The 18,513-nt window shown below is 60.1% G+C and carries 18 protein-coding genes; 8 read left to right on the top strand and 10 right to left on the bottom strand.

The genetic code is table 11. The annotated features are described in order from the left end of the window. Positions 1-25: 25 nt before the first annotated feature. The 3 genes from Q1B40_RS04535 to Q1B40_RS04525 form a co-directional block, all read right to left on the bottom strand. Positions 26-1,207, bottom strand: a complete 1,182-nt coding sequence (locus Q1B40_RS04535; RefSeq protein ID WP_299810646.1) for an AraC family transcriptional regulator — start codon at positions 1,205-1,207, stop codon at positions 26-28. Positions 1,208-1,531: 324 nt separating this feature from the next. Beyond that, positions 1,532-2,698: an acetyl-CoA acetyltransferase gene (locus Q1B40_RS04530; protein ID WP_299810643.1), complete on the bottom strand. Its 1,167-nt coding sequence runs from the start codon at positions 2,696-2,698 to the stop codon at positions 1,532-1,534. A 246-nt stretch (positions 2,699-2,944) separates the two neighbouring features. After that, the gene (locus tag Q1B40_RS04525; protein ID WP_299810640.1) at positions 2,945-3,184 is read right to left on the bottom strand and encodes a hypothetical protein; all 240 of its coding nucleotides are present in this window, start codon (positions 3,182-3,184) and stop codon (positions 2,945-2,947) included. 95 nt (positions 3,185-3,279) lie between these two features. On the opposite strand from Q1B40_RS04525, the gene Q1B40_RS04520 reads away from it, so the two are divergent. Further along, entirely contained in the window at positions 3,280-4,914 is a 1,635-nt protein-coding gene (locus Q1B40_RS04520) for an alpha-glucosidase (RefSeq protein WP_299812529.1), read from the top strand. 156 nt (positions 4,915-5,070) lie between these two features. Then, positions 5,071-5,859, top strand: coding sequence for a glycosyltransferase family 2 protein (locus Q1B40_RS04515; protein WP_299810637.1), 789 nt, complete (start codon positions 5,071-5,073; stop codon positions 5,857-5,859). Positions 5,860-5,871: 12 nt separating this feature from the next. Here Q1B40_RS04515 and Q1B40_RS04510 read toward each other — a convergent pair whose 3' ends face one another. Beyond that, positions 5,872-7,065, bottom strand: a complete 1,194-nt coding sequence (locus tag Q1B40_RS04510; protein ID WP_299810634.1) for an HD domain-containing phosphohydrolase — start codon at positions 7,063-7,065, stop codon at positions 5,872-5,874. Between the two features lie 210 nt (positions 7,066-7,275). Between Q1B40_RS04510 and Q1B40_RS04505 the strand changes: the two genes are divergently transcribed. Then, positions 7,276-8,499, top strand: a complete 1,224-nt coding sequence (locus Q1B40_RS04505) for a TIGR03862 family flavoprotein (protein WP_299810631.1) — start codon at positions 7,276-7,278, stop codon at positions 8,497-8,499. Further along, entirely contained in the window at positions 8,496-8,957 is a 462-nt protein-coding gene (locus Q1B40_RS04500; RefSeq protein ID WP_299810628.1) for a YaiI/YqxD family protein, read from the top strand. Before Q1B40_RS04505 ends, Q1B40_RS04500 begins: the two co-directional genes overlap by 4 nt. A 149-nt stretch (positions 8,958-9,106) precedes the next feature. Here Q1B40_RS04500 and Q1B40_RS04495 read toward each other — a convergent pair whose 3' ends face one another. Next, positions 9,107-9,463: a BA14K family protein gene (locus tag Q1B40_RS04495; protein WP_299810625.1), complete on the bottom strand. Its 357-nt coding sequence runs from the start codon at positions 9,461-9,463 to the stop codon at positions 9,107-9,109. Between the two features lie 486 nt (positions 9,464-9,949). On the opposite strand from Q1B40_RS04495, the gene Q1B40_RS04490 reads away from it, so the two are divergent. Then, complete coding sequence (locus Q1B40_RS04490; RefSeq protein ID WP_299810623.1) at positions 9,950-10,162, top strand: cold-shock protein; 213 nt, start codon at positions 9,950-9,952, stop codon at positions 10,160-10,162. A 126-nt stretch (positions 10,163-10,288) separates the two neighbouring features. On the opposite strand, the gene choV is transcribed toward Q1B40_RS04490, so the two are convergent. The 3 genes from choV to Q1B40_RS04475 all read right to left on the bottom strand — a co-directional run bounded on the left by choV (position 10,289) and on the right by Q1B40_RS04475 (position 13,238). After that, complete coding sequence (gene choV, locus Q1B40_RS04485; protein ID WP_299810621.1) at positions 10,289-11,332, bottom strand: choline ABC transporter ATP-binding protein; 1,044 nt, start codon at positions 11,330-11,332, stop codon at positions 10,289-10,291. Then, positions 11,332-12,171: a choline ABC transporter permease subunit gene (gene choW, locus Q1B40_RS04480; protein ID WP_299810618.1), complete on the bottom strand. Its 840-nt coding sequence runs from the start codon at positions 12,169-12,171 to the stop codon at positions 11,332-11,334. The genes choV and choW overlap by 1 nt, the downstream gene beginning before the upstream one ends. A 122-nt stretch (positions 12,172-12,293) precedes the next feature. Next, positions 12,294-13,238, bottom strand: a complete 945-nt coding sequence (locus Q1B40_RS04475; protein ID WP_299810615.1) for a choline ABC transporter substrate-binding protein — start codon at positions 13,236-13,238, stop codon at positions 12,294-12,296. A 207-nt stretch (positions 13,239-13,445) separates the two neighbouring features. Here Q1B40_RS04475 and betI point away from each other — a divergent pair, with 207 nt between their 5' ends. The 3 genes from betI to betB are packed head-to-tail and all read left to right on the top strand — an operon-like array spanning position 13,446 to position 17,237. Next, positions 13,446-14,048 (top strand): transcriptional regulator BetI, encoded by a 603-nt coding sequence (gene betI, locus Q1B40_RS04470; protein ID WP_299810612.1) that lies wholly within the window; start codon positions 13,446-13,448, stop codon positions 14,046-14,048. A 16-nt stretch (positions 14,049-14,064) separates the two neighbouring features. After that, complete coding sequence (gene betA / locus Q1B40_RS04465; RefSeq protein WP_299810609.1) at positions 14,065-15,723, top strand: choline dehydrogenase; 1,659 nt, start codon at positions 14,065-14,067, stop codon at positions 15,721-15,723. A 50-nt stretch (positions 15,724-15,773) separates the two neighbouring features. Next, positions 15,774-17,237: a betaine-aldehyde dehydrogenase gene (gene betB, locus Q1B40_RS04460; RefSeq protein WP_299810606.1), complete on the top strand. Its 1,464-nt coding sequence runs from the start codon at positions 15,774-15,776 to the stop codon at positions 17,235-17,237. Positions 17,238-17,328: 91 nt separating this feature from the next. Here the strand turns inward: betB and Q1B40_RS04455 are convergent, their stop codons facing one another. Both Q1B40_RS04455 and Q1B40_RS04450 read right to left on the bottom strand, forming a co-directional pair. Beyond that, on the bottom strand, positions 17,329-17,544 hold the full coding sequence (locus Q1B40_RS04455; protein ID WP_299810603.1) for a hemin uptake protein HemP: 216 nt from the start codon (positions 17,542-17,544) through the stop codon (positions 17,329-17,331). A gap of 389 nt (positions 17,545-17,933) precedes the next feature. After that, positions 17,934-18,398, bottom strand: coding sequence for an Rrf2 family transcriptional regulator (locus tag Q1B40_RS04450; protein ID WP_299810601.1), 465 nt, complete (start codon positions 18,396-18,398; stop codon positions 17,934-17,936). Positions 18,399-18,513: the final 115 nt, after the last annotated feature.

Genomic DNA, 18,513 nt, shown 5'->3' with positions numbered 1-18,513 from the left:
GCCACGATGTGTCGTCCGGTTCAGCTCAGACGGACAGATTTGTTGCAAGTTTTTCGGGCGTGCCCTGCGCCAGTCGGTAGGCTGTGGGCGTCTGGTCCGTAACTTTCTTGAACGCCTTGTAAAAAGACGAGCGAGAGTTGAAACCGGCATCAAGCGCGATTGCCAGGATCGAGGATCCTCCGCCCCTCAGATTGATCTTTGCCGCTTCAATCCGGTAGCTGTTCACAAAGTCGAAAAAATTCTGACCAATCGCCTCGTTCAGTACCTGAGAGATGTAGTTCTCGCTCACACCGATATGCCGCGCGAGAATCCAGAGCGAAAGATTTGGGTTGAGATAGAGCTGGTCGACCGTCATCGCCTTGCGAAGTTTGCCGGAGATACGATCGATGGCGTCTTCTGTAAGGGCCGAGTTCGCATAGCGCTGGTCCATCGCCCGCTTCTCGTCGTCTGCAGGCCTAAGTCCCGGTCGTTGCCTCAACCCCCAGGCAGCCATGATCGTCTGCAGCGACAAGTTAAGCAGATAATACGCCGAACCTGAAAGCCCGCCGTAGTCCGGGACGATCAAACTCAGGAGTGATGATATCAGGCTCAGAAGCCAATAAAATGCGCTGGCGCCGATCACAAAGGCAATCCAGCGCAACTCCCTGCTCTCGGTACTTGCAAAAAGATCCTTCAAGCGAATTCGATAGGAGATCAGCCGACTGTAAACCAGCAATATGTAGACGCCCCATTGCAGCTTGATGGCCACGTTTACAAGCGTCCAGAATACCCAGTTTATTGCGGTCGCCAACTGTTGCAGGGCTTGTTCGGAGAGCCCGACCAGCTGCAGTTCCGCCTCGATCAGGTAAAGCGCAATCGAAACGCTCGTCAGAAGTGTGCAGGCAGGCAAAAACATGTGCCAACAGAGATGCTTTGGAAGACCATCTTCTTCTGAAGTCAGCATCCAGACGTAAAGCCAAATCAGGGGGGTGACGCACGCCATGGCAACCAGCCACAGCGCCTCCAGCAGTGTCACACCGGCCGCGCTGGAGACGATCAATTGCAGGGCAGTCGGCAACTCCGTGACTGCCGCTGCCAGAAAAAAAGCGGCAAGAACCCGGAACACGTTTTTGTTTCGGTCCTGTATCAGACAACACAGGGCTCCGAACAATGGCACCGTCATCGCCATCGTAGAAATCAAAACCAGCATATGCAGCGAAAATTCCATTTGAACAAACCGAGCCCGGTCAACACTTTGCAAGCCGTATCAGCTCCGCGTCATCAAATGACAAAACGAAATGGCAAGATCGTGTCCAGGCATCCCGCTGCGTTCACGGAAGTTCTCCGTGCTGGAACGGTCGGTTATGGCGCATTCGCACAATTGCCGGACCGGATTGTCGGTCTTCATCGACACTCCGGTCCGGCAATTGTGCGAATGTTCAGGTTGCCATTTCGGGCTGTTTCTTCAGGCGTCTCTTCTCAGTATTCCAGATCATCGCCCGCTGGTCAGGGCTGATTGAAATCACCGCCGTTTGCGAGGAAAGCGATCAGCCTACTTCATCGCCTGCAGTACGGAGACATAGTTGGCGACTGCCGCGCCGCCCATGTTGAAGATGCCGCCTATTTGCGGGTTTTTGACCTGAATGTCGCCTGCTGTACCGGTCAGCTGCATTGCCGTGAGAACATGCATGGACACGCCGGTCGCACCGATCGGATGGCCCTTGGCCTTGAGGCCGCCGGAAGGGTTTACCGGCAACTTGCCGTCCATTTGGGTCCAGCCTTCCTGAATGGCGCGGGCGCCCTCACCCTCCTTCGTCAGGCCCATGGCTTCATATTCGATCAGTTCGGCGATGGTGAAACAGTCGTGGGTTTCGACGAAGGAAAGATCTTCCAGGGCCAGATTGGCATCGCCCAGGGCTTCGCCCCAGGCCCTGGAGCAGCCTTCGAATTTCAGGATGTCGCGTTTGGACATCGGCAGAAAGTCCTGCACATGGGCCAGACCGCGGAAGGCAACGGCCTTCTTCATGCCAAGCGCCGTGGCCGGATCGGTCAGCACCAGAGCGGCCGCGCCGTCGGATACAAGCGAACAATCCGTGCGTTTCAGGGGCCCTGCCACGAACGGGTTCTTCTCGCTTTCCGCGCGGCAGAATTCGAACCCCAGATCCTTGCGCATCTGGGCATAGGGATTGCTGACGCCGTTCTTGTGGTTCTTTGCGGCGATCCCTGCCAGCGCGTCCGACTGATCGCCGTATTTCTGGAAATAGGCGTCCGCAATCTTGCCGAAGACCCCGGCAAAGCCTGCTGGAATATCGCCTTCTTCCTTGAGGTAGGAGGCTTTCAGAAGGTTCTTGCCGATCTCCGGTCCCGGGGTGGTCGTCATCTGCTCGACGCCGACCACGAGCACGAAGCGCGCATCACCCGAGGCGATGGCGCGTACACCCTGGTGGACGGCGGCCGAACCGGTCGCGCAGGCATTTTCAACACGCGTCGCCGGCTTGAACCGCAGCGCGGAATCCGCCTGAAGTACGAGAGATGCGGTGAAGTCCTGCGGCGAAAAGCCCGCATTGAAATGGCCGAGCAGGATTTCGTCCACGTCTTCCGGCGCAATGCCGGCATCGTGTATGGCTTCGCTCGCCACCTTGACGATCATGCTTTCAACGGTTTCTTCCGCGTGCTTGCCGAAGGGCAGATGCGCCCAACCCACCATGGCTGCCGTCATGACATTTCCTCCAAGTTTTCAGTCTGCAAGGTGGAAGCGCGCGTCCAGGCTTCACGCCTCCCGAATAGTCCCAAGGATACCCGATTACGGTTCGGCCGGTATCGTCGGCCGAAAGTATGACTGCCGATTGACCGCGCGGGATCCACCTCACCTGAGATCAGCTCGACTGGACATTTCCAGCTTCCGTACCGCTTTGCAAGATCAAAGTGACCTAAACGTAATAACTTTTTATTTTTGCAATATATTTCATGTAGTTATTATCTTCTTTCTGTCTGCTCGGCGATTTCGAGTCAAACGGCGCAGCGCAAAACGCAAACTGCCGACAGCTGCAACAGACTGTTTTTTTAGTCCTGCTCCGTCAGAAGTGACGCGCCGAAGAAAGCCGTTCCGGGTGAATTTCCGTTCGAGGCGCTTGACCTCGAAGAGCGCCGCGTATAGCCATTCAAAGCGCTTTGAAAGTACTTTTTCCGCTACAGTATTTTCCACCTGCGAAGCCTCGCAACAAAGCGCGCAGATATGATCGCCATGCGGAACGGAGACGGGTAATGTTCGAAGAAGCCGAAACGGGCCGCGAGGCTGAAATGCCGGAGAAGACGATCCAGGACCCGGACTGGTGGCGTGGTGCCGTGATCTACCAGATTTATCCGCGTTCCTTCAACGACACCAATGGAGACGGCACCGGCGACCTGAACGGTGTGACCGAACGCCTGGATTACATCACCTCGCTTGGCGTGGATGCGATATGGCTATCGCCGTTTTTCACCTCCCCGATGGATGATTTCGGCTACGACGTCTCCGACTATGAAGATGTCGACCCGTTGTTCGGCACACTTGCGGATTTCGACCGCATGCTCGCCGCTGCCCATGAGCGCGGCCTGAAGGTGATCATTGACCTCGTCATCTCGCACACTTCCGACCAGCACCCCTGGTTCCGGGAGAGCCGTTCCTCAAGGGACAACCCGAAGGCGGACTGGTACGTGTGGGCCGATGCCAAAGCGGACGGCACGCCGCCCACCAACTGGCTGTCCATCTTTGGCGGTCCGGCCTGGGAATGGGACAGCCGCCGCCGGCAGTATTTCATGCATAATTTCCTGACCAGCCAGCCGGATCTGAATTTCCATAACCGCGATGTGCAGGATGCGGTGCTTTCCGCCGCGCGTTTCTGGCTTGAGCGTGGCGTCGACGGCTTCCGCCTCGACACGGTGAATTTCTATTTCCACGACCCCCTGCTGCGGGACAATCCGCCGCTTGGTGCCGGCGAAACGCCGTCCACCGTGGAAGCCAGCAATCCCTATGGCTATCAAGACCATCTCTACGACAAGACCCGGCCGGAGAACCTCCTTTTCCTGGAGAGACTGCGGGCGCTGCTCGACCGCTATCCGGGGACAACGTCGGTCGGCGAGATCGGTGCGGACGGACAGGCCGTAGAGTTGACCGCGTCCTACACGGAAGCGAACAGACGCATTCACATGGCCTACAGTTTCGACCTGCTGACACCGGAGCATTCGGCCGCCTATATCCGCCGTATCGTCGAGGAGATGGACGTCGGCATCGGCTCCGGCTGGGCGAGCTGGGCACTGTCCAACCACGACGTCAAACGGGTGGCCAGCCGCTGGGGCGACGGCCTCGACCAGGCGAAATTCGCACCGCTGGCGACTGCGCTCTGCGCCTCCCTGCGCGGCACGCCCTGCCTCTATCAGGGCGAGGAGCTCGGGCTTACGCAGGCGGAGGTTCCCTTCGAGCAGCTGCAGGATCCCTACGGCATCCGCTTCTGGCCGGATTACAAGGGGCGGGACGGCTGCCGCACGCCGATGCCCTGGATCAGGGACAATGCCAATGCCGGCTTTTCCGACGCGGCCCCCTGGCTGCCTGTGGCGCCGGAGCACCGGGAAATGGCCGCCTTCGAGCAGGACAAGGACGCGCGGTCCGTGCTGAACCGCAACCGATCCTTTTTCGCCTGGCGGCAGAACCAGACGGCGCTCCGGAAAGGTGACATGACCTTCCTTGACGGCCCCGGCGAAACATTGCTCTTCGTCCGGTCCCACCAGGGAGAAACCGTGCTGTGCGGGTTCAATCTGGGCAGCTCTCCGGAAACATTCAACCTGCCTGGCCTCGATCTGGAAAACCTCAACGCGCCGGGATTTGCCGGGACCGTAGCCGGATCCGAAATCTGTCTGAACGGCCTCGATGCGGTCTTTGCGCGGGTGAAAAACTGACGCCCACTCTTTGAAAGATATCCCGGCCCGTCAGGTGGTGGAGAGCTGCCGAATGAACTGCTTTCCACCATCAGACAGTTCCAAATTCACGGCGGACGCTCTAAACAGGCGTGCCGGGATTTTTCCGGCTCAGACAGAATAAGCGCCGGATACAAGATGACAGACCGCCTGCCTCTATCCGTTTTCATTATCGCCAGGGATGAAGCCGACCGGATTTCGCGGCCGATCGAAAGCGTGATTGGCTGGGTCGACGAGGTCATTGTCATCGACAGCGGTTCCAGCGATGACACAGTTGCGGTCGCCGAAGGCCTCGGGGCCCGGGTCCTTCACAACGATTGGCCCGGATACGGTCCGCAGAAGCGTTTCGGCGAGGATCAGTGCCGCAACGAATGGCTGCTGAATCTCGATGCGGATGAGGAAGTCACGCCGGACCTGAAAGCCGAAATCCAGGCGAAGTTCGCCGATGGAAGCTACAGCAACGCCGACGGCTGGCGCGTCATGATCCGGGACATGTACGCCCATGAAAACACGCCGGCCCCGTGGGCCTACGGCTATCACCAGATCCGCCTCTATGACCGGCGCAAGGGCCGGTTTTCCACCTCGACCGTCCATGACACGGTTCGCCCCGACGAAGGCGCGACAATTGCCAACCTTGCCTGCACCATGGCGCATCGTTCGATCCGCTCGCTCGATTTCCAGGTCAGCAAGTACAATCGCTATTCCGGCATGCAGGTGGAGGACATGCGCTCACGAGGTCGCAAGCTGCCCCGCTGGCGCTTGCTGAGCGAGTTTCCGGCCAGTTTCCTCAAGGCCTATTTCGGCCGCCGTTACCGGAAATACGGCTGGTGGGGTTTCATCCTCTCGGTGAACTATGCGCACGCCCGGTTCCTGCGCGTGGCAAAGGCCTTCGAGGCGGAGCTTCTGGACAAGCGCTCAGAGACCTAGAACCCGTCTCCCTCATGCAGGAGCGGCCACGCCCTCTTCAGCGGGCTGGTGACGCTCCACACGGATCGGCTGGCGCACGCCCGTGGTCTGGTGGAAGTGCTCCAGACGCCGGATGGTCGTCGGGGTCAGCATGTGTCCACGGGACAGAACGAGCTCCCGGTTGCCTTCCGTCAGAGCGTCATCGATCAGGATATCGCCGGGCTTGAGCGAACGGATGTGGCACTGGGTGACAAACTTCTTCTTGTCGTCCGGCACATCGTCCATCAGCACTTCTTTCGCAAGCTCCAGAAGTTCGGGATCGTACTTGCGCTTGTTGATCGTCATGGCGTCGAACGCCGCGGCATCCGGTCCGTTTTCCGGGCTTGCGTACCAGAGATCGGTCAGAAGCTTGATGATGCGGGCGACCCTCGGGATGTCCGTTCCCTTCGGTCCGTCCTTGGGAAAACCCGACCCGTCATAGCCGCGCGCTGACAGGAAGAGATATTCTGAAACTTTCTCAAGCTGCGGAATGTTGGTCAGCAGTTCGCGGGTCTGGGCAGGAGCCCTGTTGAGAACGTCCCGCTCCTGTTCCGTCAGGCTGCGGGCGGCGCGGTAGCGCGACAGGATCTGTTTCGGCAGCAAGGCTTCGCCGAGCGGAGACAGCATGACCGCCATTTCCAGTTCCCAGGTCTTCTTCATGCCGAGACCCTTGGCCAGCTTGAGCGCCTGCTTGCGCACGGTGGCCGTTCGCCGGAAGGCTTCCGGATGAAACAGGGCCATCATGTCGATCAGCAACTTGATCGACCCGGCAAGCGTGCGCTCCAGCAACGCCCGGTCCTTGGCCAGATGCTGGTGATGACCAAGCGCCGTTTCCACAGCGGTTATCAGTTCCGCCTGCTTGCAGGGCTTTTGCAGAAACAGGAAAACATGGCCTTCGTTCAGCGCCTTCTTGATCGCCTCGGCGGAGTTCTCACGCGTCAGCATGACCCTGGCGGCCTGCGGGACAAGGGTTTCGCAAGCACGCAGGAACGCTGGACCTCCCCGACCGGGAAGGTTGTAGCAGGAGAGGATGACGGCGGCTCCGGTGTTCTGCTTGAGATACAGCAGCGCCTCTTCGGATTCCCCGAAGCAAACGATCTTCAGGTGCTCGCCAAACAGGCGTTTGAAGCCTGCTTGAACACCTTCATCCGGGTCCGCAACAACGATCAGGTCCGTGGTCTTTTCCATACCCGGCCTCCTTGTAAATGGCGAAGCAAAACAGGCGGTGCACATCACCCAGCTTCGACTTTCAAAAGATAGTCCCATACGACCGATAACAAATACTTTAAAAATAACTCTAATTTTAGACTTGTCGCCTGAAGTCTTGGATTCACGGTTATTTTGACTTGTTCAAATTCAACGGTAGCGTTTTCCATTGGGGCTGATTTATAAGGCCCCATGCTTGATGTTCTGATTATAGGTGCCGGGCCGGCGGGGCTGTTCGCGGCGGACCTTCTGGCCGCCGAAGGCCTTGCTGTCACAATAGTTGACCGCATGCCCTCCCCGGCGCGCAAATTCCTGATGGCCGGACGCGGTGGCCTGAACCTGACGCACAGCGAGGACCTTTCGGCCCTCGCCAGCCGCTACCGGCAGGCGGAGGTCTTCCTGTCGCCCATGATCGAAGGCTTTCCACCCGAGGCCCTGAAGGAATGGTGCCACGGGCTGGGACAGGAAACCTTCACCGGCAGCAGCGGCCGGGTGTTCCCGACATCGATGAAAGCCTCTCCCCTGCTGCGGGCGTTGTTGCGCCGGCTGGAGACGAACGGCGTACGTCTGCTGACACGGCACACGTTCACCGGGTTCTCCGATGACGGGACTGCGATCGTTCAGCCCGAAGGCGGGCAGCCGGAAAACTTGCCGGCGCGCGCAGTCCTGCTGGCGCTCGGCGGTGCAAGCTGGCCGAAGCTCGGCTCCGATGCCGCCTGGGTTCCCATACTGGAAAACCGGGGGATCGGGATGGCCCGGTTCCGGCCCGCGAATTGCGGTTTCCACGTGTCCTGGAGCCCGGTGATGAAAGAGCGTTTTGCGGGAACCCCGCTGAAGCGCATCGGATTGCGCCATGGCGGGAGATCCGTCACCGGCGAAGCTCTGGTATCGGAAAGCGGGCTGGAAGGCGGCGCGGTCTATGCCCTGTCGGCGGAGATACGCGAGACGATAGAGGCTGAAGGCTCGGCATCCCTGCATATCGACCTCCGGCCAGCCAAGACAGCCGCCGCGCTTGCCCGCAGGCTTTCGCGGCCAAGGGGCAAGCAGACGGTTTCTACCTACCTGAAAAAGACGGTGAAGCTCAATCCGGTGGAACAGGCGCTTTTAAGGGAGGCGGGTCCGATCCCGCAGCATCCCGACGAGCTTGCCGCGCGCATAAAGGCGGTTCCCGTTTCGTGCGAGGCGCCCTACGCGATCGACCGGGCGATTTCCTCCGCAGGCGGCATAAGCCTGGATGAGGTTGACGACGGCCTGATGCTCAAGAAACTTCCCGGCGTCTTTGCCGCCGGCGAGATGCTGGACTGGGAAGCGCCGACGGGCGGTTATCTGCTGCAGGCGTGTTTTGCCACGGGGCACCGGGCAGCGCAGGGCCTGTCGGCCTATCTGAAGAAAAGCGAGGGAGAGCCGGAGCAATGACGGTGCTTTATGTGGATGCGGACGCCTGCCCGGTGAAGGATGAAGCCGTCCGGGTGGGAGAGCGGCACGGAACACCGATCAAGTTCGTCTCCAACAGCTGGATGCGTCTGCCCGAAGGAGACCTGATTGAACGGGTCGTGGTTGCCGAGGGACCGGACGAGGCCGACAACTGGATCGCCGAACGGGCCGGCAAGGGCGATGTGGTGATCACCGCCGACGTGCCGCTGGCCGCGCGCTGCGTCAAGACCGGAGCCCTGGTGCTTTCGCACACCGGAAAGCCGTTTCGCGAAGACGCGATCGGCATGCGCCTTGCCATGCGCGACCTCAACACGCATCTGCGTGAGACCGGCGAAATCCGCGAAAGCGGTCCGGCCTTCGGCAAGGCGGACAGGTCGCGTTTTCTCAACCAGCTTGAAACGACCATGCGGGCCGCCAAGCGGATGGCCGAAGAAAGCTGACCGGCTGCAATCCCGGCAATACCGAAAGCTGGCTGAACTTCAGACCGGAAACAAAAAACTCCCTGCAAGGCGGGGAGGAAATCTCCTTGCAGGGAGTGGCCGAGGGCCCTTGCGGGGCCAATTGTACCCGGCGCGAGATAAAGCTGCCTTTAGCGGCAGAACTTGTGCTGACCGGAATAGGCCAGGAAGTATCCGGTGTTCGGATTGAAGGACCGATACTTGCGGCTGCAGTAGTTGTACCAGGCCGGGCTCCACGGTGCCGGACGATAGTAAACGGGTGCCGGGGCCGGACGGTAGACCGGGCCGGGATAATAGGCCGGCGGCGGAGCGTGATACCGCGGCTGCGCCAGGGCGGACCCGATGATGGCACCGGCGGCAAGTCCGCCTGCGATGCCGACACCGACCTGCCAGCCCTTGGCGGCTTCGGCCGGCGTGCTCTGGGAGGTCAGGGTTGCTCCGGCGATCAGTGCCAGTGCGGTGGTGGTGATTGCGATTTTCTTGAACATGACGGTGTCCCTTCCTGTTTGTGAGGCCCTGCTCTCCGCCTCAGTTCATGAAGGCACATTAGCCCGGCAGCATTCCTCACTCTGTGATTGGGGTCACAAGCTGTCACTTTGCGTGTTTTTGCCGTTTCCGGCAGAGGAAAACGACCCCAAAACAGACGAACTGCCGACTTCCGCCGTCTCAGCGTTTCACCGCCGAAGCATGCTAATCAACTGAAATAAAAGGGATTCGTTTACTTTGTCATGAGCTGCCGCGCCGCTCTCATATCTTTTTCTTGCCGGAAGGCGCAAGCGGACATAAAGTAACCGCCATCGGCGCGAGTTGCGTCGTACGGGACATGACGTAGACCCGGTGAGACTGAACTTCGGCGGATGCTCCATTAAGCGCCGCTCTGAATTAACAAGCTTTCCGTTTCTTATTGACTGCTCGTTTATCCGCGCCTTGCCGGACACGAGCGGGGCGCTTTCAACTGACGGAAAGGTTTCTCCATGCGTGAGAACGGCACCATTAAATTCTTCAACCATGATCGCGGCTTCGGCTTCATCACACCGGATGACGGTGGCAAAGACGTGTTCGTTCACGTGACCGCTTTCGAGCAGGCCGGAATCGGAACGCCGGTTGAGGGCGCCAAGATTTCTTTCGTAGCCGAAGACGACCGTCGCGGCCGCGGCAAGCAGGCTGCCCAGCTCGAGCTGATCTGAGTTCAAAAGGTTTTCACCCGCGGCGGCCGATCAGATCCGCCGCGCGTGCATCTGATGAAAACGGGACCGATCGGTCCCGTTTTTTTATTTCAGGCAGCGCTGGCGCAGCATTCGAGCTGCGTCTGGCTACAGCATGCAATCCAGCAATTCGTTCTCGCCGATGACACCGACAATTGCACCATCCTTGCGGACGACGACCGGTTCAGGGCTCGACTTCTTCAGCCTTGCGACATCCCGGATGGGCGTGCTGGCCTCGCAGCTCAGGCCGCTTGCCAGCGAGCCGGGAAGGCTGCCCGGCGGCACCATGATGTCGCGGGCCCTGAGAACGTTCAGCGGGTTCATGTGACCGACGAAATCGGCGACATAGTCGTTGGCCGGTTTCTTGACGATTTCCTGCGGCGTACCAAGCTGGATGACCCGCCCGCCTTCCATGATCGCGATGCGCGAGCCGATCTTGGCCGCTTCGTCCAGATCGTGGCTGACGAAGATGATCGTCCGGTTGAGTTCCTTCTGCAGGTCCAGAAGTTCGTCCTGCAGCTTGTCGCGGATCAGCGGGTCAAGCGCCGAGAACGGTTCGTCCATCAAGAGGATCGGCGCGTCGGTGGCGAAGGCCCGGGCCAGGCCGACGCGCTGCTGCATGCCGCCGGACAGTTCGTGGACATATTTTTCGCCCCAGTCGGTGAGACCGACCAGTTTCAGCTGCTCTTTCACCTTGGCGGCGCGCGCCTTTACCGGCATGCCGGCCAGCTCCAGACCGAAGCCGACATTCTCGGAAACCGTGCGCCAGGGCAGCAGGCCGAATTGCTGGAACACCATGGCGACGTGGCTCCGGCGCAGTTCTCGCAAGGCATTCGGGGGACAGCTTCCAGGGTTCACATAGCCCGTGCCGTCAAAGACCTGGACTTCACCGCGGATAACCGGATTGAGGCCGTTCACCGCGCGCAGAAGCGTCGACTTGCCGGAGCCGGACAGGCCCATCAGCACGATGACCTCCCCCTGGCGGATGTCGAATGTCGCGCCGGCCACACCGAGGATCTGGCCGGTCTCGGCCTGGATTTCCTGCCGGGTCTTCCCCGCATCGATCAGCGGCAGCGCCGAGGCAGGGTTATCGCCGAAGACGATATCAACATCCTTGAAGGTGACGACAGGGGTCTCATCGGAAGTGGTCATCACTTGCCCCCCTCATTCGCGCGGAAAAACCGGTCGAGAACGATGGCAATCAGGACGATGCAGACACCGACTTCAAACCCTTGCGAAATGTTCATCGTGTTGAGTGCACGCAGGGTCGGTACACCCAGACCGTCGGCCCCGACGAGCGCGGCGATCACCACCATGGAAAGCGAGAGCATGATCGTCTGCGTCAGGCTCGCCATGATCTGCGGCAGGGCATAGGGCAGTTCGATTTTCCACAGCAGCTGCGAGCGGGTCGCGCCGAAAGCTTCCCCCGCCTCAAGCAGCGCCGTGGGCGTGGAGGCGACGCCGAGCTGGGTCAGGCGGATCGGCGCGGGGATCGCGAAGATCACGGTGGCGATCAGCCCCGGCACCATACCGAGGCCGAAGAGGATCAGCGCCGGAATAAGATAGACGAAGGTCGGGATGGTCTGCATCAGGTCCAGTACCGGACGCAATGCCGCGTAAAAGCGCGGATTGTGGGCGCCGAGCACCCCCAGGGGCACGCCGACGGCCATACAGACGACGGAGGCGGCAAGCACCAGCGCCAGCGTCTCCGTGGTCTCTTCCCAGTAGCCCTGATTGATGATCAGCAGGAGCGAGACTGCAACGAAAACGGCGAAGGTGATTGTCCGGTGCACCGCATAGCCAAGCACAACGGCAATGGCGACGACGACCAGCGGGTGGGGGGTCTGCAAAATCCACAGGATGCCGTCGATCAGCGTTTCCAGAAAAATCGAAATACCGTCGAACACCCAATAGGCGTTGTCGGTGAGCCAATCCACCTGGGACCGCACCCAGGGCCCGATCGGCAACTTGTTGTCCGTCAGCCAGTTCAACCCGCCGCCCCTTTTGGTTTCTGTTGAAGACGACGGGACACCGGCCGAAACAATCGCGCATCGGATCCGCGTTCGCTTGAACGCGGGATGCGCGCGGCCGGCGCCCCGTCAGACTTTATTTTTTAGAGGCCGAGAGCGCCCTTCACGGCTGCGAAGCTGTCGCCGCCATCGAAGGTCTTGACGCCCACGAGCCAGTTTTCGAAGGTCGCCGGGTGCACTTTCAGCCATGCGGCCGCAGCCTTGTTGGGATCTTCGCCGTCGTTCAGGATCGCGCTCATGATCTCGTTTTCCATGGGCAGCGAGAACTCCAGGTTCTCCAGCAGCTTGCCAACGTTCGGGCATTCCTGCACGAAGCCGGCGCGCACGTTGGTGTAGACCGTCGCGCCACCGTAATTCGGACCGAAGATGTCGTCGCCGCCTTCAAGATAGGCCATCTCGAATGTGGCGTTCATCGGGTGGGGTTCCCAGCCGAGGAAGACGATGTCGTTGTCGCGTTTTCCAGCGCGCGCGACCTGGGCGAGCATGCCCTGCTCGGAGGATTCCACCACCTCGAAGCCTTCCAGGCCGTACAGGTTCTCGTCGATCATCCCGATGATCAGGCGGTTGCCGTCGTTGCCCGGCTCGATGCCGTAGATCTTGCCGTCCAGATCGTCCTTGAACTTGGCAATGTCCTGAAAGCTCTTCAGGCCCTTGTCGTAGGTGTATTTGGGAACGGCGAGCGTGTATTTCGCGCCTTCCAGATTGGCGCGGACCGTCTCGACGGAGCCGTCTTCACGATAGGCCTTGATGTCACCTTCCATGGTCGGCATCCAGTTGCCGAGAAAGACGTCGATGTCCTTGTTCTTCATGGAGGCATAGGTCACCGGCACGGACAGGAGCTTGACCTCCGGTTCATAACCCAGAGCTTCCAGCACCACCGATGTGGCCGCCGTCGTCGCCGTGATGTCGGTCCAGCCGACATCCGAGAAGCGGACGGTCTTGCAGCTTTCCGGATCGTTCGCGAGCGCCGTTCCGGAAAGCATCAGCCCGAGAGCAAGTCCTCCAGCGAGTTTCGCTGCCATTTTCATTGAAATACCTCCTGTGGAAAGTCGACCTGGTTTTTGGTCGCAAGATTATTATCGCAAGTCACAGTTTGAACGCACGGGAAATCCGCCACGTTCCTCGACCGGTAGCCTGCCTAAAAGCAATCCAAACATCCACCGGAAAAATTTGCAAGTTTTCATTGATTGATTGATCAATTAAAAATAAGACACCGAATGTATCTGGAGATCGCTATGCCCAAGATCGGAATTGAAGCGGAACGGCGGCGAAGTCTTATCGACGCAACGGTGGATGCAATACACGAGCGCGGCTACAGCGACGTGACTATGGCCCAGATCGCCAAGAGGGCCGGTGTGTCCGGTGGCCTCGTGCATCACTATTTCGGGTCGAAGGATCAGTTGCTCGCAGCAACAATGCGCCACCTGTTGACCGAACTCGGCCGCGCCATCCGCGAAAGCCTCGCCGAGGCGCAAACGCCGCGCGAGCGGATCTCGGCGATCATCGCGGGCAATTTCGCTGTCGACCAGTTCAAGCCCGCCGTGATCGCCGCATGGCTGGCCTTCTACGTCCAGTCCCGGACAACGGAAAGCAACAGCCGGCTGCTGAAGATCTATGCCGCCCGGCTGGCCTCCAACCTCACGGTCAATCTGCGGGCCTTCATGCCGCAACCGGAGGCCCGGCGCATCGCCGAAGGCACGGCTTCGATGATCGACGGGGTGTGGATCCGCCAGGCCCTCAGCGATGCGCAGGCAGACCGGAAGGCCGCCATTGCGCTGGTCGAGGACTATGTCGAAACCCAGATTGCGGCGCACGCCTGCCGCGACGCGGACCATTGAACCGCCCGGAGCGCTCATGACCTTACAGTTCGACTTCATCATCGTCGGCGCAGGATCCGCCGGTTGCGCCATGGCCTCCAGGCTGTCGGAAGATCCCCGCAACAGGGTCCTGGTGCTGGAATTCGGCGGCACGGATGCCGGGCCGTTCATCCAGATGCCGGCCGCCCTGTCCTATCCCATGAACATGCCGCTTTACGACTGGGGGTTCGAAAGCGAACCGGAACCGCATCTCGGCGGACGGCGTCTGGCGACGCCGCGCGGCAAGGTTGTCGGCGGGTCGTCCTCGATCAACGGCATGGTCTATGTGCGTGGCCACGCCTGCGACTTCGACACCTGGGAAGAGATGGGTGCCAACGGCTGGGGCTACCGGCATGTGCTGCCCTACTACAAGCGCCTGGAAACAAGTCATGGCGGCCAGAGCGGCTGGCGCGGCACGGACGGTCCGTTGCATGTGACACGCGGCACCAAGTGGAACCCGCTGTTCCATGCCTTCAAGGATGCCGGGGAGCAGGCCGGATACGGCGTGACCGCGGACTACAACGGCGAATGTCAGGAAGGCTTCGGGGACATGGAAATGACGGTCTACAAAGGCCGTCGCTGGTCCGCCGCCAATGCCTATCTGAAGCCGGCGCTGAAGCGCGGCAATCTTGACCTGATCAAGGGTGCCCTGGTGCGCAAGGTCCTGATCGAGAACGGCCGCGCGGTGGGTGTGGAGTTCGAAACCGGAGGGGAAGTCCGCGAGGCAAGAGCCGCCCGCGAAGTGATCCTGGCGGCGTCGTCCATCAACTCGCCGAAGATCCTCATGCAGTCCGGCATCGGCCCGGCCGATCACCTTCAGGACATGGGGATCGACGTGATCGCCAACCGGCCCGGCGTCGGCGCCAATCTGCAGGACCACCTGGAGCTCTACATACAGCAGGCCTGCACCCAGCCGATCACGCTCTACAAGCACTGGAACCTCTTTTCCAAAGCCCTGATCGGGGCGCAGTGGCTGCTTTTCAAGCAGGGGCTCGGAGCCTCGAACCAGTTCGAGAGCTGCGCCTTCATCCGCTCCAGGGCGGGCGTCAGATATCCGGACATCCAGTATCATTTCCTGCCTTTCGCCGTGCGCTATGACGGACAGGCGGCAGCGGAAGGTCATGGCTTCCAGGCCCATGTCGGGCCGATGCGCTCAAAATCGCGCGGACAGGTTCGGCTGACGTCAGACGACCCGCACGGCAAACCCTCCATCCTGTTCAACTACATGTCGCATGAAGAGGACTGGGAGGATTTCCGCCGCTGCATCCGCCTGACGCGAGAGGTTTTCGGCCAGGAGGCTTTCGCGCCTTACCGCGGCAAGGAGATCCAGCCGGGAGATGACGTCCAGAGCGACGATGCGCTGAACGACTTCATCCGCGAACACGTGGAAAGCGCCTATCATCCCTGCGGTACCTGCAAGATGGGTTCCACGGACGATCCGATGGCCGTGGTCGATCCGGAATGCCGGGTGATCGGCGTCGAGGCCCTGCGTGTTGCCGACAGTTCCATTTTTCCGCAAATCACCAATGGCAATCTCAACGCTCCCTCGATTATGGTCGGGGAAAAGGCGTCCGATCATATTCTTGGCAAGGACCCGTTGCCGGCGTCCAACCAGGAGCCCTGGATCAACCCGGCCTGGGAAACCAGCCAGCGCTGAAGCCGTTTATGGTTACAACGCCATTCAAACCGTCAAGCAGGAGCCAACACATGCGCGCCCAACCGCAAGCCTCGCACTATATCGGCGGCTCTTACCTGGAAAGCCAGGATGGAACGCCCTTCGACTCGCTCTATCCGGCCACCGGTGAAGTGATCGCCCGTATCAAGACCGCCGATGACAGCGTGATAGAAGCGGCTATCCGCACCGCCAAGGACGGCCAGAAGATCTGGGCGGCAACACCGCCTGCGGAGCGCGGCCGTGTCCTGCGCCGGGCCGCGGAAATCCTGCGCGAGAAGAACCGCGAGCTGTCGGTGCTGGAAACGCTCGACACCGGCAAGCCCTTGCAGGAGACGCTGATTGCCGACGCCGCTTCGGGTGCGGACTGCCTGGAATATTACGGCGGTCTGGCCGCGACGCTTACGGGAGAACACATCGATCTCGGTGACTCCTTCGCCTATACGAAGCGCGAGCCGCTGGGCATCTGTTTCGGCATCGGCGCCTGGAACTATCCGATCCAGATCGCCTGCTGGAAAGCGGCGCCCGCACTCGTCTGCGGCAATGCCATGATCTTCAAACCCTCCGAGGTAACGCCGCTCAGCGCGCTGAAGCTCGCCGAGGCCCTGAGCGAGGCCGGCCTGCCGGACGGTGTCTTCAACGTTATTCAGGGGTTCGGCGATGTGGGGGCGAGGATGGTGGCGCATCCCGATATCGCCAAGATATCCCTGACCGGGTCCGTGCCGACAGGCGCGAAGGTTGCGGCCCTCGCGGGCGAACACCTGAAGAAAACGACCCTGGAACTGGGCGGCAAGTCACCCCTGATCATCTTCCAGGATGCGGACATCGAAAACGCGGTGTCGGCGGCGATCAACGCCAATTTCTATTCCACCGGCCAGATCTGTTCCAACGGCACCAGGGTCTTCGTCCACGCGGATATCAAGGAACAATTCGTTGCCCGCCTTGCTGAGCGCACGCAGGAGGCAGTGTTGGGCGATCCGCTGGACGAGGCCACCAATATCGGGCCGCTCGTCTCCAGGCAGCAGCTGGAGAAGGTTCTGCACTACATGCAGGTCGGGCAGGAAGATGGCGCCCGGCTGGTCTGCGGCGGCAGTGCGGCGGAAGTGGCAAGTTTCCCGGACGGATATTTCGTACAGCCGACCGTCTTCGCCGACGTGAAGGACGACATGCGCATCGCCCGCGAGGAAATCTTCGGTCCGGTGCTCAGCGTGCTCGACTTCACCGATGAGGACGATGTGATCGCGCGGGCCAACGATACGGAATTCGGTCTGGCCGCCGGTGTCTTCACCAGGGACATCCAACGTGCGCACCGGGTGGTCGACAAGCTTCAGGCGGGCACCTGCTGGATCAACACCTACAACCTGACCCCGATCGAGATGCCCTTCGGTGGCTACAAGAAATCCGGCATCGGCCGGGAGAACGGCCACGCTGCTATTGCCTACTACAGTCAGGTGAAAAGCGTTTATGTGGAAATGGGTGGCGTGGAAGCGGCGTTCTAGATCTCTGTGCCATCCCGGCCCTGAGCCGGACTTGCACCGGCCGCTTTCCGGCCCCGGCTTTTGGCCGGGGCGACGACGGCAAACACCGTGATCACTTCGTCAGGATCAGCTTGCCCTGTTTGGTGATCGACAGCCGGTAGGTTTCATCATTGTGATGAATGTGAATCTGCCGGCCCCTGCCGAACAATTCCCGGGAATCGAAATCCGTCTTGGCTTCCCTGGACGGTGCGCCGGCGAGAACCGTCCGGGACGGACCTGAGATACTGAGGGACAGGCGGCGCTTCTGGCTGTTGGCTGTCGGTGTCATGCGCGCAATCGCTCCTTGGCTTTCATTTTGCTCACCGTCTTACCCACTCTACGGGGCTCATCCGGCATGCGGTTCGGCAGAGAAATTTAAAGGTGAGTTAAAAACTCAACTTTATACTTGACACTCATACTCAAGTTTTCCTATCAAGGCAATGCCTGATCGAAACGGAACTGGAAATCGCGTCCTCCGGTTTTGATTGAGACAGGGCCTCTGAGCGATCGGGGGCAGCAAATGCCAGGCAAGCCAACCGCCCTCTCCTCTCCCTCAGCGGCCAGCCAGCCAGGCACTTTCCCCTCTCCCCCGACAACAGAAACAAACGACCACGGCACAAAAAAAGCGCCAACCGGGTGGTGGCGCTTTGAAATTCGTGTGAACCTTTTTGGAAGGTCTTATGCGTTCGCAGCAAGCGGCGGTTTGGCCACGTCGATCTTGAGCAGGTCACGCATGCCGAAACGGTCTTCGGACAGATCGGCGATCGACTTGGTGTCGAGCACTTCCATGAAGGCTTCCAGAGCTTCGTGAAGCAGGCCGTTGAAACCGCAGGAAACGATCAGCGGGCAGTCCTTGCGGCCGGAATCGAAACATTCCGCCAAGAGGAAGCTTTCCTCCGCGGCCCGCACCACTTCACCGACGGTGATCTGTTCAGCCGGACGAGCCAGCATAACGCCGCCGTTACGGCCACGAATAGTCCTGATCAGATTGGAATCGACCAGAACCTTCATGATTTTGAACAGATGTGTCTCCGACATGTCGAAGCTGGCCGCGATGTCCGCGACCTTGCTTGGCTTGTCCGGGTTGACCGCACAATACATGAGTGCGCGCACGGCATAGTTGGTCTGTTGTGTCAAACGCATCTCGTAGATATGAGGTGCCCGGCACGAAAGGTCAATGCTAAAAATTGAATGTTGGAGACCACTTTAAAAAAGCTGAACTAATTCAGCCTCTTGACCACTAATTCGTGAAGATATC

This window comes from uncultured Roseibium sp. (assembly GCF_947496995.1).
Taxonomy (GTDB): Bacteria; Pseudomonadota; Alphaproteobacteria; order Rhizobiales; family Stappiaceae; genus Roseibium.
The sequence above is the reverse complement of the archived record's forward strand: the minus strand, read 5'-3'. Positions and strand labels throughout refer to the sequence as shown.

What these genes read in the sequence shown, in the direction of transcription:
- Q1B40_RS04535 (WP_299810646.1), bottom strand. Translation starts at nt 1,207, where the DNA reads ATGGAATTTTCGCTGCATATGCTGGTTTTGATTTCTACGATGGCGATG.
- Q1B40_RS04530 (WP_299810643.1), bottom strand. Translation starts at nt 2,698, where the DNA reads ATGACGGCAGCCATGGTGGGTTGGGCGCATCTGCCCTTCGGCAAGCAC.
- Q1B40_RS04520 (WP_299812529.1), top strand. Translation starts at nt 3,280, where the DNA reads ATGCCGGAGAAGACGATCCAGGACCCGGACTGGTGGCGTGGTGCCGTG.
- Q1B40_RS04515 (WP_299810637.1), top strand. Translation starts at nt 5,071, where the DNA reads ATGACAGACCGCCTGCCTCTATCCGTTTTCATTATCGCCAGGGATGAA.
- Q1B40_RS04510 (WP_299810634.1), bottom strand. Translation starts at nt 7,065, where the DNA reads ATGGAAAAGACCACGGACCTGATCGTTGTTGCGGACCCGGATGAAGGT.
- Q1B40_RS04505 (WP_299810631.1), top strand. Translation starts at nt 7,276, where the DNA reads ATGCTTGATGTTCTGATTATAGGTGCCGGGCCGGCGGGGCTGTTCGCG.
- Q1B40_RS04500 (WP_299810628.1), top strand. Translation starts at nt 8,496, where the DNA reads ATGACGGTGCTTTATGTGGATGCGGACGCCTGCCCGGTGAAGGATGAA.
- Q1B40_RS04495 (WP_299810625.1), bottom strand. Translation starts at nt 9,463, where the DNA reads ATGTTCAAGAAAATCGCAATCACCACCACCGCACTGGCACTGATCGCC.
- Q1B40_RS04490 (WP_299810623.1), top strand. Translation starts at nt 9,950, where the DNA reads ATGCGTGAGAACGGCACCATTAAATTCTTCAACCATGATCGCGGCTTC.
- choV (WP_299810621.1), bottom strand. Translation starts at nt 11,332, where the DNA reads ATGACCACTTCCGATGAGACCCCTGTCGTCACCTTCAAGGATGTTGAT.
- Q1B40_RS04475 (WP_299810615.1), bottom strand. Translation starts at nt 13,238, where the DNA reads ATGAAAATGGCAGCGAAACTCGCTGGAGGACTTGCTCTCGGGCTGATG.
- betI (WP_299810612.1), top strand. Translation starts at nt 13,446, where the DNA reads ATGCCCAAGATCGGAATTGAAGCGGAACGGCGGCGAAGTCTTATCGAC.
- betA (WP_299810609.1), top strand. Translation starts at nt 14,065, where the DNA reads ATGACCTTACAGTTCGACTTCATCATCGTCGGCGCAGGATCCGCCGGT.
- betB (WP_299810606.1), top strand. Translation starts at nt 15,774, where the DNA reads ATGCGCGCCCAACCGCAAGCCTCGCACTATATCGGCGGCTCTTACCTG.
- Q1B40_RS04455 (WP_299810603.1), bottom strand. Translation starts at nt 17,544, where the DNA reads ATGACACCGACAGCCAACAGCCAGAAGCGCCGCCTGTCCCTCAGTATC.
- Q1B40_RS04450 (WP_299810601.1), bottom strand. Translation starts at nt 18,398, where the DNA reads ATGCGTTTGACACAACAGACCAACTATGCCGTGCGCGCACTCATGTAT.